Below are 14,998 nucleotides of genomic sequence, written 5' to 3' on the forward strand. Positions count from 1 at the left end.
GAAAATTCATGTTTTTCGCCCCTTTGGTAAACATAAGTTTCCAATAGTGAACTTTTAAAACCCTAAAAGACGATTCAGGGACGCAGAATGTCGGTTTCTAAGGGATGAAATGTCGCAGTCATAGGCGATAAGATCTCCAGAGAAACGCCCCTATTGGGCAAATACAAAGGTATCCGCTCGTGTCCTATAAAACTGATATTGAAATTGCTCGCGAAGCTAACAAAAAACCAATCCAAGAGATTGGTGCAAAGCTTGGTATCCCAACTGATGACTTGCTGCCATTTGGTCATGATAAAGCTAAAGTGTCTGCTGAATTCATCAAAGCGCAAGCTGGCAAAGAAGATGGTAAACTAATTTTGGTTACTGCGATCAACCCTACACCAGCTGGTGAAGGTAAGACGACAACTACCGTTGGTTTGGGTGATGGTTTAAACCGCATTGGAAAAAACGCTGCAATCTGTATCCGCGAAGCTTCATTGGGACCATGTTTTGGTATGAAGGGTGGCGCTGCTGGTGGTGGTTATGCTCAAGTTGTTCCAATGGAAGACATGAACCTACACTTCACAGGTGATTTCCACGCAATCACATCTGCACACAACCTTTTGTCTGCAATGATCGACAACCACATTTATTGGGGTAACGCGCTGAAAATTGATCAACGTCGTGTTGTATGGCGCCGTGTTCTAGATATGAACGACCGCGCATTGCGTGACGTTGTAACATCATTGGGTGGCGTATCTAACGGCTTTCCACGTCAAGCTGGTTTCGACATCACTGTTGCTTCAGAAGTTATGGCTATCTTATGTTTGTCTAACGATCTGGACGATCTTAAGAAACGCTTAGGTGACATCATTGTTGCATACACACGTGACCGTGAACCAATTTACTGCCGCGATATTAAAGCAGACGGCGCTATGACTGTTCTATTGCAACAAGCAATGCAACCAAATTTAGTACAAACATTGGAAAACAACCCAGCATTTGTACATGGTGGCCCATTTGCGAACATCGCACACGGTTGTAATTCTGTAGTGGCAACAAAGACTGCTTTGAAATTAGCAGACTACGTTGTGACTGAAGCTGGTTTTGGTGCTGACCTTGGTGCTGAAAAATTCATGAATATCAAATGCCGTAAAGCAGGTATTGCACCATCCGTAGTGGTTTGTGTGGCAACTGTACGTGCTATGAAAATGAACGGTGGTGTTGCAAAGGCTGATCTTGGCCCAGAAAATGTAGCAGCAGTTGAATCTGGTTGTGCAAACCTTGGCCGTCACATTGAAAACCTAAAAGGTTTCGGTGTTCCAGTTGTTGTCGCTATCAACCACTTCGTGACTGACACAGATGCTGAAATCCAAGCGGTTAAAGACTACGTAGAAACACAAGGCTCAGAAGCTATCCTATCCCAACACTGGGAATTCGGCTCTAAAGGTTCTGAAGACTTAGCAAAACGAGTTGCTGAGATCGCTGATGCGGACATTGCAAGCTTTGCACCTATCTATCCTGATGATATGCCATTGTTTGAAAAAATCGAAACAATTGCAAAACGCATCTACCGTGCTGACGAAGTCCTTGCTGACAAGAAAATTCGCGATCAATTGAAACAGTGGGAAGAGCAAGGATATGGTAATTTGCCAGTGTGTATGGCGAAAACACAATACAGCTTCTCTACAGATCCTAACTTGCGTGGTGCGCCAACAGGTCACTCACTTCCAGTGCGCGAAGTCCGTCTGTCCGCAGGTGCTGGTTTCATCGTAGCAATCTGTGGTGAGATTATGACAATGCCTGGCCTGCCACGTGTGCCAAGCGCTGAAGCAATCATGCTGAATGATGACGGTCAGATTGAAGGCTTGTTCTAGAAAATAGCTTGATTAGCTTGCATAAATTCTAAATGAATATACACACCATCCAACGATTGGGTGGTGTGTCTTTTTTTGAGAAAAGGAAAACTAATGTCGGCAAAGATTATCGACGGTAAAGAGTTTGCAGCAAATGTGCGCGCACAAGTGGCTAAGCATGTGACACGGTTGAAAAATGACCATGATATCACACCTGGTTTGGCCGTTGTTTTGGTGGGTGAAGATCCTGCCAGCCAAGTTTATGTTCGTAACAAGCACAAATCGACGATTGAAGTTGGCATGAACAGCTTTGAACACCGTTTAGATGCGGATACATCAGAAGTAGACCTATTGGCTTTGATCGATCAATTAAACAATGATCCGTCCGTACATGGCATTTTATGTCAGCTACCATTGCCAGAACATTTGAACGAAGAGTTAGTGATAAATTCGATTATCCCTGAAAAGGATGTTGATGGTTTCCATATCTCTAATGTTGGTTTGTTGGGTACGGGGCAGCGCTCTATGGTGCCATGCACACCACTTGGTTGCTTGATGATGCTGCGTGATCACCACGGCAGTCTATCTGGCTTAAACGCGGTTGTAGTTGGTCGTTCGAATATTGTTGGTAAGCCTATGGCAAACTTATTGCTGAAAGACAGCTGTACAGTCACAATCGCACATAGCCGTACAAAAGACATTGAATCTATCTGTCGCGCTGCAGATATTGTAGTTGCTGCTGTAGGTCGCCCTGAGATGATTACAGGTGATTGGATTGGTGAAGGTGCTACGGTTATTGACGTAGGCATCAACCGTATTCCGCATCCTGAAAAAGAAGGCAAATCGAAGTTGGTTGGCGATGTTCACTTTGAAAGTGCTGCTGCAAAAGCTGGCGCGATTACGCCTGTCCCTGGTGGCGTGGGCCCAATGACAATTGCATGTTTGCTGGCGAATACTTTAACAGCTTGTAGTCGTGCAAATGGTTTGGATGAACCAGAAGGTTTAACGGCTTAGATTTTTATATTTAAAAGAAAAAACCTCTGCAATTTCTTGCGGAGGTTTTTTGTGCCTTGGGGATGGCAGTTTATCTTTCGACGTTGCTATCTTCTACGAACATGTTTGCCCATGCGTGATCAATCAGCTCACGCGACATCACACGAGGCAAGCCTTGATATTCGCAAATAGAGATCATTTGATCGATTAAGAAAGGTGCTTGATAGGCAGCGTATTTATGATCGACTTCATCATACTTTGCACCAAACAGGTAAACTAATGCATCTTTATCCAAGTTGAAACGTTTTGCTTTGGCCACCAACATATAAATTTGCAACATGTCTTCGCGATTTGGGGACTCAATCAAAATTTTAAAATAAATTCGACGTAAAGCCGCGCCATCAAAAATTTTATTTGGATGGAAGTTTGTTGAGAAAATTACCAATGTATCAAAAGGAACCGTAAATTTCTCACCAGAGGCAAGGCTAAGAATATCTTCGCCACCCTCCATAGGAACAATCCAGCGGTTGATTAGGGCTTGTGGGCTATCAGCTTGGCGCCCCAAGTCATCCACGATAAATACGCCGCCAGCAGCTTTTAATTGCAAAGGCGCTTGGTATGTTTTTGAGTTTGGGTTGTACTTGAGCTCAAGCATGTCGAGACTTAATTCACCACCTGTGATTACAGTTGGGCGATTACACTTAATATAACGACGATCATATGTACCACCAATGCGGCGTAAGCTGCTTGTTTCATCTTCTTCATTATCAGCAGATGTATGAATAATTGGATCGTAAACAGATATTACCTGCCCAGCATATTCCAAAACACGTGGAATATAAACTTTATCACCCATAGCGTCACGAATGCCGTTTGAAATTGATGATTTACCATTACCTGGAGGACCATACATCAGAATTGAACGCCCAGAGTTAACAGCTGGACCAATTTGATCAAGCAAGCCATCAGGGATGATCAAATGAGACATAGCACCTTCAAGTTTCGCTTTGGTGATACCTACATTGCGAATTGTTTGGCGTTTCACCTGTGTTTCGAAATCAGCCATAGGAACTGGAAGCGGTCCAAAATATTCTGATTGCCTAAGCGCGTCCAAAGTACGATTTTTACCTGTTTCGGTCATTTGGTAACGCATTTCAGTTGTAACGCCACCATCGCCATTACCCAAAGTTTCAATCAAATTCTGTGCTCGGCACATTGCAATCAGTTCGTTCACTACAGGTACGGTAATACAAAGCTCGCGCGCCATATCACTCGCAAGTTCTAAATTTTTGCGAAATATTGTTTTAAGGAAAATCTCACGTGCCAATACTGGAGATAATCCAGTTTCCTCAAGACTTGTTGGCTCTAATGGTTCAAGAGCTATGCGCGACTGCATATTCATAATTTACAGCTTTCTTTTTGTTTTTATCACACTGTGTAGTGCAAATTTAAACGCTTATAGAAAGCGAAACTAAGGCTGAATTTAGGCTTTTTTAGGAATAGAAATTCACTAAAAACAAATAAACGATCAAGCTTCCAGCCAACGTAATTCCAAAAGGAAACATTCCGTCTGGGTCCCAAGAAGCCCACTTTTCAGTGTGTTGTCTTAATACCGGTGTGACAGCTATTAATTTGTGTAAGGCGAGGGAAATAAAAGAAATTATTGCCACGATAAAGATAAATTGAAATGCATGCGATAAGGCAATGAATGGTGCTATTACTGCCGCAAATTTAGAGTCGCCACCACCTACGAGGCCCAAACTGGTTACCAGAAAACCAAGAGCGAGTATAACGGCACCTTGCGCAAGACGAATGCCATATTCTTGTAAGTCAAAAATCAGAAAACCGAGAATTAAAAAACTACCCAACAAAGCTAAACATGCATTATTGGGGATGCGCATGAACTTCATATCGGTCCAGCATACATAAATACCAATGAAAAATGCTGGAAAGAAAAGGAGAACCTCTGGTAAATTTAGCATCTTCTTATCCTATCCGAGAGCTTCTAGGCTACGTACTGCAGCTTCAAAGTGGCGTGGGTGAGTTTCAATAGCATCCTCTATTAAACCGCGGCCAATGGATTTTTTGCCTTGTTTTACTGCTGTTAAGCCAAGTGTATATAATAGCTGTGCTCGCTCAATTTGAGTGACTTGAATGAGTGGAAATGCATAATTTTCTTGAGAGCCACGAGATAAGATTAAGTTATTTTTTGCTGTGAACAACTTAGGGTCATACGATATGGCTTCTAAGAATAAAGCTTCAGCTTCCTTGTAAGAACCTCTTGTTAGCTTTGAGTATCCCCAGTTATTTAATACACTTGCAGGTTGTGTCGTGAGACCAGTAGCGGTTTCATAAAAACTATCTGCTTTTTTCCATTGTTTTTTGGAATCCGCTATTAAAGCCTCTAAGCGATAACGTTTAAATGTTTCTACTGTTGGTGGAACTTTATTCAATTCTAATTCTGCAGTCTTCCAATCATTTGACCTGATCAATGCATCTGCATAATCAATTCTATCTTGAGAGGTTGCAGCTTCGTTTGTTAAGAGCTTCTTGTAAACAGGGAGTGCTTCTGTTGCACGCTTAGAACGCACCAATGATGATGCTAACCCTCTTTGGAAATCAACTCTATCTGGTGCTTTTTGGAGAGAGTTCTGAAAGAAACTTACTGCTTCATTTGGGTCAGCAACAGTAAGCATAATGTCGTTTAAGTTAGTCTCATCTACGACATTAATCACTTTCTTTTCAGGGTTTTTCTTTTCAGCGAATGGATTACTTCCTGGACCACACCCAGCTAAGCTAACCGTACCTACCAAACATACCAAACGTAATAGCGAAATCCGCATTGCCTGTTTTCCTGTCTCTGCTCTATTCGTCTTTGGCTGTTCTTAATAACAGATATCTACCGTTACCTCGGCGGACCAAATCGAATTCATTATTATTTTTATTAGGTGCATCATAGCTTGTTTTTTCAATCTTTGCGATGACTTTGGTTAAGTTTTTGCGAATTTCTTCAGATTCACCGTTATCTAAGCCAAAAGCGAGTTGAAAAGCGCGTCTTGCTTCTTGTAAATTACCTTCACTCGATAAGACTATAGCTAGATTATTCCATGCAGGGACGAATTCTTCGTCTTTTTCCACAGCTTTTTTTAATAATTTTTTTGCTTGGCCTAAACGCCCTAGTTTCAAGTTAGCGGATCCAAGTGCACTTAACACATCAGCATTTAAACCTTTGGTATTTGCCGCACGAATATAAGCTTTTAAAGCAAGCTCGTATTCACCCGCTGCCATTAATCTATGCCCAACAATCAACCCATCTACGGCTTCATCAATTCTTGCCGCATCAATATTAGTGTTGTTATGCTTTTCTGAAACGTTAAGTGTATTTGAATTGTCCTGCGTACATGAGGCGCACAAAAATAAAAGTAAGCTCGTCATTTTGAGAGTTTTCATTTTGTGAGAACAACACATAGAATTACCCGATTTGTATCAACCAAAGTTTTGCATGATTTGGTAAACTGAAGGTCCTACCAACATGATAAGCAGTGGTGGAATAGTAAACATCATTGTACTTAATGTCATTTTAGTAGGTAATTTATTTGCTTTTTCTTCGGCACTCATAATTCGTTTGTCGCGCATCTCGGCAGCATAAACACGTAAACTATCGCCAATGGATGTACCAAATGTTGCTGATTGAACCAAAACAGTCACAAACGACTTGATGTCATCAACGCCAGAGCGTTCTGCAAAATCTTTTAAGACACTTGGCTTGTCTTTACCCGCACGCATCTCGTTCGAAACAATGATGTATTCTTCTGATAGGCTTGGATAAGAATGGTTTAGTTCCATTCCAACTCTGTTAATGCTTTGGTCCAATGATTGACCAGCCTCAATACAAACAAGCATTAAGTCTAAACTATCTGGAAAGCCGCGTTCTAATTCACTTAAACGCTGACTGGCCCTGCGCTTAATCCACATGATTGGCGCAAAGTAACCCGCTATAACTGGCACGGCTACGGCTTGGATAATCGGGATTAATTCAGTGTTACCAGAGATTATAAATGCATAGATCAAGCCAAGTACAAGGCCAATGGATAATAGTGCAAATTGGGCAAAGTGAAATGTACGCACTGCGTCTCTTGATCGATAACCAGCGCGCATCAAATTAAGCCTACTCTTTGATAATGCTTCTTGGTCTTGAGGTTCAAGGAATGATGCAAATTTATCTAAATTTGGGCCATTTTTATTTTGTCTAAGGTTAAGAGATGTGCTTGCCTTAGCAGGCCGCTTCTCAAAATTATTAGGGGTGTTTTTAATGCGATCAAACGGGTCCTTTGGCTTTACTAGAATAAATGGAAGCGTCAAAGTAACCAGGAAAATACCAAATACGCCCAAAGCGATGACTGGGCCAGAAGGCCCAAGTAAGTTTGTTAAGGTGTTCATTATTCCGTTTATCATTTTTACACCTTAATATTTACCATGCTCTTCATAATGAAGACGTTCAATGCCATCATGGCTCCTACAATAATTGCAGCAGGAAGAAAGGCCGGTGTCTGCTGCACTTCATCGTAATAATTCGGTCTAATCATAAGAATTGCTGCAAGCGCTAAAAGTGGAAAAGCTGACAAGAAATAACCAGAAAATTTTGCTTCAGATGTAATCGCTTTTACGCGTCTAAATAATCTAAACCTTGAGCGAATAACCTGGCCTAAACCACCTAAAACTTCCGCAAGGTTACCACCGGACTGGGCTTGAATGCCAACTGCTACGCACAAAAAGCGTAAGTCTTGTAAATCAATGCGACCTGCAAGTTCTTCCAATGCAACGGTTAAATCACGTCCATATGTTGCTTCGTCTGCTATGACACCAAATTCTGTTCCAATTGGATCTGGCATTTCTTGCGCAACTGTATTGATTGCGCTTGAGAAGGGGTGGCCGACACGTAATGAACGTACAATCAATTCGATAGCATCAGGTAACTGTTCTTCGAATAACGCCAATCGTGACTTAGCTTTTTTATTCAACCAAACATAAACCCCTCCGCACCCAATAGCGATTGCTATCGCTAATGTTGCTAAAATCGGGATTTCCGTGAAAATATTAAGCACAACAAAACCTGCTATGGATAATGCTACCATAATTGACACTAGTGCTTTTGGAGAAAAAGCGATGTTTGCTTGGGCTGCTTTTGTTGCAAGAATTGAAAAAACCGGAACGCGCTTTGAGCGGTTATGTTGCTCGCGTTCTTTGCGCAATGTGTTTAATACTTCTTCGTGATCTTTACCTTGCTCTAAAAGGGCAAGGCGTCTGTTCACTCGGGAATTAAGTTTGATACTCTTCCCGAAAACGGTCAAGTATAGGCCTTCGATGACCATGATAACGCCAACAAAAAGTATTAAAAGTACTGCTGCAACTGACATTATTTCATCCCCTATTGAGCCGCTTTTTTCGTATAAATACTTGTAGGCAAGTCGTAACCCCATTGTTTGAAACGGTCTGAATAGCTGGAACGCATACCAGTTGGTGTAAAGGCACCATCAATTTTGCCGTTATCCAAAGTGCCATAGATCTCATACTTGAAGATCTCTTGCATAGAGATAATCTCACCTTCCATGCCAACAATTTCAGTAATTGATGTCATACGACGAGAACCGTCTTGCAGACGCTTAACCTGTACAATTAAGTTAACCGCTGATGCGATTTGTGCGCGTGATGCAGATATCGGTAATTCCACACCTGTCATTGCGATCATATTTTCTAAACGCGCCACGGCGTCACGGGCATTATTGGCGTGAATTGTTGTCATAGAGCCATCGTGGCCTGTATTCATAGCTTGAAGCATATCGATCACCTCATTACCGCGCGTTTCACCAACGATAATGCGATCTGGACGCATACGTAATGCGTTACGCAGACAGTCTTCTTGGGTAACTGCGCCAGTACCTTCTACGTTTGCTGGGCGACTTTCCATACGTGCCAAGTGTGTTTGTTGCAGCTGTAGTTCCGCAGTGTCTTCAATCGTAGCAATACGTTCATTATTATCAATAAAGCTTGATAATGCATTCAAAGTCGTCGTTTTACCTGAGCCAGTACCACCTGAAACGATAATATTCAGTCGCGTAGCAACTGCTGCCTGAAGATAGGCAGCCATTTCTTCTGTAAAAGCATCAAAATTTACAAGCTTATCAATGCTAAGCTTTTCTTTTTTAAATTTACGAATGGAAACAAGAGCACCATCAACAGCTACAGGAGGGACCATAGCGTTAAAACGAGATCCATCTTTCAAACGTGCATCCACATAAGGGTTACTTTCATCTACACGACGCCCAACTGCGGATACGATTTTATCAATCACCCGAAGAAGGTGTTTTTCGTCTGCAAACCGAATGTCAGACAATGACAAGATACCAGCCCGCTCGACAAATACCTGCTTATGGCCGTTGATCAATATATCATTGACATCCTCATCCCTTAGGAGAGGCTCTAGAGGGCCAAGGCCTGTTACTTCGTCTACTAGTTCTTGAACAAGTTCATCACGCTCAGCTTTATTTAAAACGATGCCCATTTCTTGAAGGCCATCTTGTGTGACAGCGGAAATTTCACGACGTAAGTCAGCTTCTGAAGCTTTATCGATAGCTGCAAGGTTCAAGGTTTCGAGTAATCTTTTGTGCATTTGCATGCGAATATCAATTAGGCGTGCTCTACGTTTTTCGTCTTTGCTTAACTCTGCAGTTGCCGTTGGCGCAGGAGCTTTTTTTGGTATAGCCAACGCTGGTTTTTCAACTTTGACAGCATTCTCTGTCGTCGCAGGAGTCGAAGCTCCTACTTCTGTTAGCTTTGCATCATTAGGTGCCTGAGTTGAGCTTGTTTTGCTATAACGTTTGAACATATGACTTACTCAGCGGCTTCAGCAAGATCATGATCTTGGCATAGGTCAGCAAAAGTCTCTGCAATTTTCACGATATCTTTTCTCAATGGGTTTTTAGCAACCATCTCTCCAATTGAAGTGCCATGATCACCCGATGCAGGAACATGCTTGCCGCCATCTGATAACTGCCAACGAAAATCTATATCTAGTGACTCTGCCATACGTTTAACACGAGATTTGCCACTCAAATCAGTCATTTTAGGCGCCTTATTCAAAATGAATTGAACCTTTTCAAAAGGTAAATCTTCTGATTTTAAAGCGCGAATGAATCTCTGAATACTTTGTGCGGATCGCATATCTAAGCCAACAACTGCTAGGAAAAGCTCGCATTCATTTAGAACAACTTCTGACCAGCTTACGAGAGTGCGCGGCAAATCAATAATGACCACATCATAGCAAGAGCGGGCAAGATCGATGAGATATTTGACATCTTCAGGACTTATAAAATCTAGAGGTACAGCGTCTTGTGGTGATGGTAATACCGCAAGCTTTTCGTTGTATTTTGAGATAATTTGCTTGAACGAAACCGCATCCGCATTTGTCACTTCTGTTAACAATTCAAAAGCAGCTTCTGATTTTGGAACATCCAAGTAAGTTGCAACAGATCCAAACTGAAAGTCAAAATCCAAAATGCATACAGACTTGTTTTGCGCGGTTAGAAGCGACTGTATTTCCCAAGCTAAGTTTGTGGAAAATGTAGTAGCACCTACGCCACCAGACATACCGTAAACTGGTAATAGGATACCTTGTGTTTCAGGCTCAGCTTCTTTGGTATTTGAGCCTTCAGCTTGAATGAAAACTTCTTTGATTATGACATTCTCGGGCTTTTCACTCAAAACGCGCTCTACAGCTTCATCTAAAGCATTTTCTGGAAGCGGGTAGGGGACAAAATCATCAGCACCTAAACGCATAAGTTGATGCAATGAAATTGGCGTTAAATCATGGGTAACAAGAATAACTTTTATGCCACGATCTTTAGCGGCACCAACGATATTCGCTACAAATGTAAGATCATCTTCATCTGTCTTATCTAAGGCAATAGTAACGAACTTTATTGTGTCAGCGTGGGAACTACGTAAAATGTCTTCGGCGTTATTAAAATCTAAGCCACCCCAGTTTGCACCGAGTTTTTCTTCGAGATCTTCAATAAGTAGATCAAATTGCTCTAAATCACGCGCTATTGCACATGCTTCAATTATATCCGTATCGCTTGTTTCTGATGCTTCAGTCATTTTTTTGCCCATTCTTCTGTTTCTCCAACGTTTTCGTCATGAAAAACAAATTTCCTCCAGTATTCTCTAGGTGGGAAATGTGGCATTTTTAGGGGGGAAACTGCATATTTGCGTTTTATTTGTAATAAAAATGGCCCACTTAAATTTAAATGGGCCATGTCTACTAGTTTGTTCTGATTGCAGTGCGAATGAGAGCTTTAATTTTGGCTTTTATTCTGTGCCGCAATAATACCATCGCCTTGGTCTCTAATAATTTCAAGATTTTCAAGCGTTATGTATCGGTTGTAAATCTGTAATGCGTATTGTCCGCTAAGCCCCCCGCCTTTTTTGAAGCTTCCAAAACCGGCGACTTCTGTTACTGTTCTGCGGTTTTCGCGGTTGCGATCTTCTGTTAATACAAGTGGCTGTGTCTCACCAAATGAAGCTACGCCTCTTATTTTATGTCGACTTACGCCTAATGATATCAAGTAGTTAACGGCAGCTTGAGCGCGTCTCTTGCCAAGATTTTTATTATACCCTGGGCTGCCAACTTTATCCGTATGACCATAAACTTTAAACGTAATAAGTTGATGTTTCTTTATCCATGCTGCTTGACGTTTTAGTATTTCTTTTGCCTGTTGATCTAGACGGGACGAATTAAACTCAAAGTTTAATGTTGCGGGCGCTTCACTTGCAAATTTACGCGTAAGATCTGCAAGCATATCACTTGTTAGGTTTCCAGTATGAACAGCAATGTTATTTGCATTTGCTGTACCAAATGGAGCACCGAAAACTTGTGGACCAACTTCATTATTCGAGAACCAGTTTGCATCTTTATTTTTGCATGCTGATAATGCAATGACACAACAAGTAGATAAGATTAGTTTTGAGTGTTTCATCATCTTACTCCATCACATAGCCATAAGAACCGCTAAAGTCTTGCGATGCTACAGTGCCACCTTTACGTGTTTTGCCGCTACCTTCAATGTGCCCAAATAAGAATAAATCATTATCGCTTGGTAGTTTGACGCGATCTGTAGGTAGTGCAAGCACATCACCATCAACCGGCGAAACGAGGTGCGCTGTTACAATGATAACCAGCTCTGTTTGGTTGCGTTCATATTCGGCACTTCTAAACAAAGCGCCTAATACTGGAACGTCACCTAGCCATGGAACTTGCCCTGATAAATCACGGAAGTCTTCCTGTAATAAGCCTGCAATTGAAATGCTTTCCCCATCACGCATCTCGATTGATGTTGATGCTTCCCGGCGTGTAAACGCTGGAATGGTTAAGCCATCTAGTACAAGAGAGTTTGTTGTATCAATAGCACTTACAGCTGTTGTCATAACGAGATTAATCAGATCACCGCTTAGTACTGTTGGGATGAATTTCATCTCAATGCCGAATGGTTTAAATTCCACTGTGGTAACATTATTGGCCTGCGAAACTGGAATAGGGAATTCACCGCCACCTAAGAAATTTGCTTCTGTACCAGATAAGGCAACAAGGTTTGGTTCTGCGAGTGTACGTATTAAACCTTTGCTTTCTAACGCCTCTAAAAGCAAATTGATTGCCAGAACACCAGATGTAAATCCAAGCCCTACGGCACCATTGCGACCATCTAATAATGATGCTGCAGGGTTGTTTAAACCTGTTCCTCCATTGCCATTTGCAACAGCACTACCAGCTATTGCATTACCCACACTAAGGCCGCCATTTAATTTACCGCCAGAGCTTGTACTAATTCCGATTGATGAGCTTAGCGTTTTAGCCACGCTTCGCTGCATTTCTGCAAACCTTACTTTAAGCAATACTTGCTGTGAGCCGCCGACTGTTATTAAGTTGGTCACTCTTTCAGGTGCGTAGCGTTGAGCAAGATCAAGCGCCAATGCAATCTTTGATGGCCCTGATACTGTGCCGCTTAGAACAATACCATCATTTGCCGATCGCACTTGAATGTTCTCTTTTGGCATAATCTCTTTTAAAAGTTGTTTAAACTCAGAAAGATCAGGGGTTACGCGTACATTTACGTTGGTTATCAATTTACCGTCCGCGCCCAACAGTGTCATAACTGTTTTACCTGGCGACTTACCCAATACGTAAATTGTTTTATCTGATAATGTCGCAATGTCTGCAATACTTGGGTTTGCCACGGAGAGTTCTGCGAAGGATTGCTCTGACTCCATAACAATTGCTTGGTTAAGCTGAACGGAGATAGCACTCGTTGTAGTACCTCTCATAATTCGTAATGTATTTTGCGCATATGACATGGTTGCCGGAAGGGACGCACTAAAAAGTGCCCCAGCCACGACTGTGCATAGTGTTTTCACTAATTTCATGTGATCCTGCCTCTCTGACCACTGTTTTCGTTTATTATTATTATTACATTCATCATGGGCCAATTGTGTTTTTATTGCAAGAATCAATGATTTATTAGGTTTGCTTAGTGTGGATAACTAGCAACACAAGCTTAAATGTATGAAATTTAAGAACTTAAATTGTCTTTAGAAACGAAAAAGAGCGCACTCAGCGCTCTTATTGAAGTAATAATTACGTTATCAATCCGAGCAAGGAATTGGCACTTGTATAACTTCTGCGCCTTTTCGTGTCTTAATTGTACATACTTTTTCGACTTCTTTTACTACGGCCTGAGCTTCTACGCGACCAAGCAGGTCATTTTGAGTAACTTCAATGTTTTCAGAGTTTGTCTCATCATTAACACCGCGTAAAGATAGCAATAAATTACCCGTAGACTGTGCTTGTGCCAGAGCAGCTACCGTATGAGGAGACACTGCAACTGTTACTGTTTTTGCAACTGTCGGTGCTTGTGTTTGTGAGCTTGCGCTTTGGTCAATCGCGATCAAAGCAATCTCATCCATGATTAATCGAGTAACCGTAGATTCGCCCACACGACCTGTCCAATAGATATCGATTTTGTCGCCAGGGCGTAAGAAGCCTGATACACCAGATGCCACATCAACACGCAATGTAAAAGCACGCATGCCATCAGAAAGACTAGATGCAACACTTGCATCTTCACCAAGACCAGTGACTTTTGTTGATAAGAGTATTTCGCCAGCATCGACCGCGCGGACAACTGTTCTAAAATCAGTTTCGCCATCTAAGCCAAAAAGGTCTTCGGCTTTTGAAAATGCAGTCTCAGGGATGCTATTTGCAGGCCATTCGATAATTTTTACGTCTTCTTTTGTTAAAACTTTACCGTATGATAGGTTTTCTGCTGCTACATATACGTCGATTAATTCAACGTTGTTTGCTACACGCTTTTTCAATTCTGCAATGTGCGAAGCATTTGCAGTAAATTGCTTTCCTGCAAAGTAAACTGCACCACCCGCTAAAGCGACACCTAAGATCAATACCAATGCAAACACGATGCGCATAGTTACCTCATAAAACTGCTATATTTTTGCTCTTATTTTTATTTTTTTTGAGCGCAAAAGATAGCCACGTATGGCTATCTTTGAAATCTTATTTTACAGTTCCTTAAGGATAAGGCACTGTAATTATTTCACTTTGCTATTCTATTAAAGTGAAATTGCTGTGATTGCTGTGTTAACTTTAGTTGCCAAAGCTGAACCAACTGTTGCAGCGATCAAAACAGCACCAGCTGTTAGAACTACGAAGTCAACTGTTACAGCACCAGACTCATCATTTAAAAACTTTTTCATTTGTGTGTCCTCCAGGGTCTCTTATTAGTCATTGATGACTATGTTTATATCTTATAGTTACGACAGGCCTTTAAGAATAAAAGCCTGCGTAATTTTTACTCAACTATTAAAGTGAGATTGCAGTAACTGCTGTGTTAACTTTAGTTGCCAAAGCTGAACCAACTGTTGCAGCGATCAAAACAGCACCAGCTGTTAGAACTACGAAATCAACTGTTACAGCGCCAGACTCATCATTTAAAAACTTTTTCATTTGTGTACCCTCCAAGGTCTCTAAGTTGTAAAGAAAGCTTGTTTGTTATTTTGGGGTATGTTGCCCCGTTGCTTTCGAGACCTAATAGGCACTTTAA

General features: G+C 41.6%; 15 protein-coding genes. 2 read left to right on the forward strand and 13 right to left on the reverse strand.

Annotated features, from left to right (window positions below):
- Positions 1 to 179 precede the first annotated feature (179 nt).
- Both F9L33_RS12780 and folD read left to right on the forward strand, forming a co-directional pair.
- Positions 180 to 1,856 carry a formate--tetrahydrofolate ligase gene (locus F9L33_RS12780; protein ID WP_152143184.1) on the forward strand — a complete coding sequence of 559 codons (1,677 nt, stop codon included), beginning with the start codon at positions 180 to 182 and terminating at the stop codon, positions 1,854 to 1,856.
- Between the two features lie 93 nt (positions 1,857 to 1,949).
- Positions 1,950 to 2,849: a bifunctional methylenetetrahydrofolate dehydrogenase/methenyltetrahydrofolate cyclohydrolase FolD gene (gene folD, locus F9L33_RS12785; RefSeq protein ID WP_152143185.1), complete on the forward strand. Its 900-nt coding sequence runs from the start codon at positions 1,950 to 1,952 to the stop codon at positions 2,847 to 2,849.
- A gap of 70 nt (positions 2,850 to 2,919) precedes the next feature.
- Here the strand turns inward: folD and F9L33_RS12790 are convergent, their stop codons facing one another.
- The 13 genes from F9L33_RS12790 to F9L33_RS15800 form a co-directional block, all read right to left on the reverse strand.
- On the reverse strand, positions 2,920 to 4,230 hold the full coding sequence (locus F9L33_RS12790) for an ATPase (protein WP_152143186.1): 1,311 nt from the start codon (positions 4,228 to 4,230) through the stop codon (positions 2,920 to 2,922).
- Between the two features lie 91 nt (positions 4,231 to 4,321).
- Positions 4,322 to 4,810 (reverse strand): prepilin peptidase, encoded by a 489-nt coding sequence (locus tag F9L33_RS12795; protein WP_152143187.1) that lies wholly within the window; start codon positions 4,808 to 4,810, stop codon positions 4,322 to 4,324.
- A 9-nt stretch (positions 4,811 to 4,819) separates the two neighbouring features.
- The gene (locus F9L33_RS12800; RefSeq protein WP_152143188.1) at positions 4,820 to 5,671 is read right to left on the reverse strand and encodes a lipopolysaccharide assembly protein LapB; all 852 of its coding nucleotides are present in this window, start codon (positions 5,669 to 5,671) and stop codon (positions 4,820 to 4,822) included.
- Between the two features lie 22 nt (positions 5,672 to 5,693).
- Positions 5,694 to 6,263 (reverse strand): tetratricopeptide repeat protein, encoded by a 570-nt coding sequence (locus F9L33_RS12805; protein WP_152143189.1) that lies wholly within the window; start codon positions 6,261 to 6,263, stop codon positions 5,694 to 5,696.
- Between the two features lie 51 nt (positions 6,264 to 6,314).
- Entirely contained in the window at positions 6,315 to 7,283 is a 969-nt protein-coding gene (locus F9L33_RS12810; RefSeq protein WP_152143190.1) for a type II secretion system F family protein, read from the reverse strand.
- Between the two features lie 2 nt (positions 7,284 to 7,285).
- Positions 7,286 to 8,245 (reverse strand): type II secretion system F family protein, encoded by a 960-nt coding sequence (locus tag F9L33_RS12815; RefSeq protein ID WP_152143191.1) that lies wholly within the window; start codon positions 8,243 to 8,245, stop codon positions 7,286 to 7,288.
- Between the two features lie 11 nt (positions 8,246 to 8,256).
- A complete protein-coding gene (locus F9L33_RS12820) occupies positions 8,257 to 9,714 on the reverse strand; it encodes a CpaF family protein (protein WP_152143192.1) in 1,458 nt (485 codons plus the stop codon).
- 5 nt (positions 9,715 to 9,719) lie between these two features.
- A complete protein-coding gene (locus F9L33_RS12825) occupies positions 9,720 to 10,985 on the reverse strand; it encodes a CpaE family protein (RefSeq protein WP_152143193.1) in 1,266 nt (421 codons plus the stop codon).
- Between the two features lie 197 nt (positions 10,986 to 11,182).
- The gene (locus tag F9L33_RS12830; RefSeq protein ID WP_152143194.1) at positions 11,183 to 11,866 is read right to left on the reverse strand and encodes an OmpA family protein; all 684 of its coding nucleotides are present in this window, start codon (positions 11,864 to 11,866) and stop codon (positions 11,183 to 11,185) included.
- 1 nt (position 11,867) lies between these two features.
- The gene (locus F9L33_RS12835) at positions 11,868 to 13,304 is read right to left on the reverse strand and encodes a type II and III secretion system protein family protein (RefSeq protein ID WP_152143195.1); all 1,437 of its coding nucleotides are present in this window, start codon (positions 13,302 to 13,304) and stop codon (positions 11,868 to 11,870) included.
- A gap of 219 nt (positions 13,305 to 13,523) precedes the next feature.
- Complete coding sequence (gene cpaB / locus F9L33_RS12840) at positions 13,524 to 14,363, reverse strand: Flp pilus assembly protein CpaB (RefSeq protein ID WP_152143196.1); 840 nt, start codon at positions 14,361 to 14,363, stop codon at positions 13,524 to 13,526.
- A 144-nt stretch (positions 14,364 to 14,507) separates the two neighbouring features.
- On the reverse strand, positions 14,508 to 14,651 hold the full coding sequence (locus F9L33_RS15795; RefSeq protein WP_193222041.1) for a hypothetical protein: 144 nt from the start codon (positions 14,649 to 14,651) through the stop codon (positions 14,508 to 14,510).
- 106 nt (positions 14,652 to 14,757) lie between these two features.
- Positions 14,758 to 14,901 carry a hypothetical protein gene (locus F9L33_RS15800; RefSeq protein WP_193222042.1) on the reverse strand — a complete coding sequence of 48 codons (144 nt, stop codon included), beginning with the start codon at positions 14,899 to 14,901 and terminating at the stop codon, positions 14,758 to 14,760.
- Positions 14,902 to 14,998: the final 97 nt, after the last annotated feature.

Origin of the sequence: Amylibacter sp. SFDW26 (assembly GCF_009184395.1) — a bacterium.
GTDB lineage: Bacteria > Pseudomonadota > Alphaproteobacteria > Rhodobacterales > Rhodobacteraceae > Amylibacter.

Bases quoted from the DNA above. Each gene is read 5' to 3' on its own strand.
- F9L33_RS12830 (WP_152143194.1), bottom strand. From the start codon at position 11,866: ATGATGAAACACTCAAAACTAATCTTATCTACTTGTTGTGTCATTGCA.
- F9L33_RS12805 (WP_152143189.1), bottom strand. From the start codon at position 6,263: ATGACGAGCTTACTTTTATTTTTGTGCGCCTCATGTACGCAGGACAAT.
- F9L33_RS15795 (WP_193222041.1), bottom strand. From the start codon at position 14,651: ATGAAAAAGTTTTTAAATGATGAGTCTGGTGCTGTAACAGTTGACTTC.
- F9L33_RS12815 (WP_152143191.1), bottom strand. From the start codon at position 8,245: ATGTCAGTTGCAGCAGTACTTTTAATACTTTTTGTTGGCGTTATCATG.
- F9L33_RS12795 (WP_152143187.1), bottom strand. From the start codon at position 4,810: ATGCTAAATTTACCAGAGGTTCTCCTTTTCTTTCCAGCATTTTTCATT.
- F9L33_RS15800 (WP_193222042.1), bottom strand. From the start codon at position 14,901: ATGAAAAAGTTTTTAAATGATGAGTCTGGCGCTGTAACAGTTGATTTC.
- F9L33_RS12835 (WP_152143195.1), bottom strand. From the start codon at position 13,304: ATGAAATTAGTGAAAACACTATGCACAGTCGTGGCTGGGGCACTTTTT.
- F9L33_RS12810 (WP_152143190.1), bottom strand. From the start codon at position 7,283: ATGATAAACGGAATAATGAACACCTTAACAAACTTACTTGGGCCTTCT.
- folD (WP_152143185.1), top strand. From the start codon at position 1,950: ATGTCGGCAAAGATTATCGACGGTAAAGAGTTTGCAGCAAATGTGCGC.
- F9L33_RS12800 (WP_152143188.1), bottom strand. From the start codon at position 5,671: ATGCGGATTTCGCTATTACGTTTGGTATGTTTGGTAGGTACGGTTAGC.
- cpaB (WP_152143196.1), bottom strand. From the start codon at position 14,363: ATGCGCATCGTGTTTGCATTGGTATTGATCTTAGGTGTCGCTTTAGCG.
- F9L33_RS12825 (WP_152143193.1), bottom strand. From the start codon at position 10,985: ATGACTGAAGCATCAGAAACAAGCGATACGGATATAATTGAAGCATGT.
- F9L33_RS12790 (WP_152143186.1), bottom strand. From the start codon at position 4,230: ATGAATATGCAGTCGCGCATAGCTCTTGAACCATTAGAGCCAACAAGT.
- F9L33_RS12820 (WP_152143192.1), bottom strand. From the start codon at position 9,714: ATGTTCAAACGTTATAGCAAAACAAGCTCAACTCAGGCACCTAATGAT.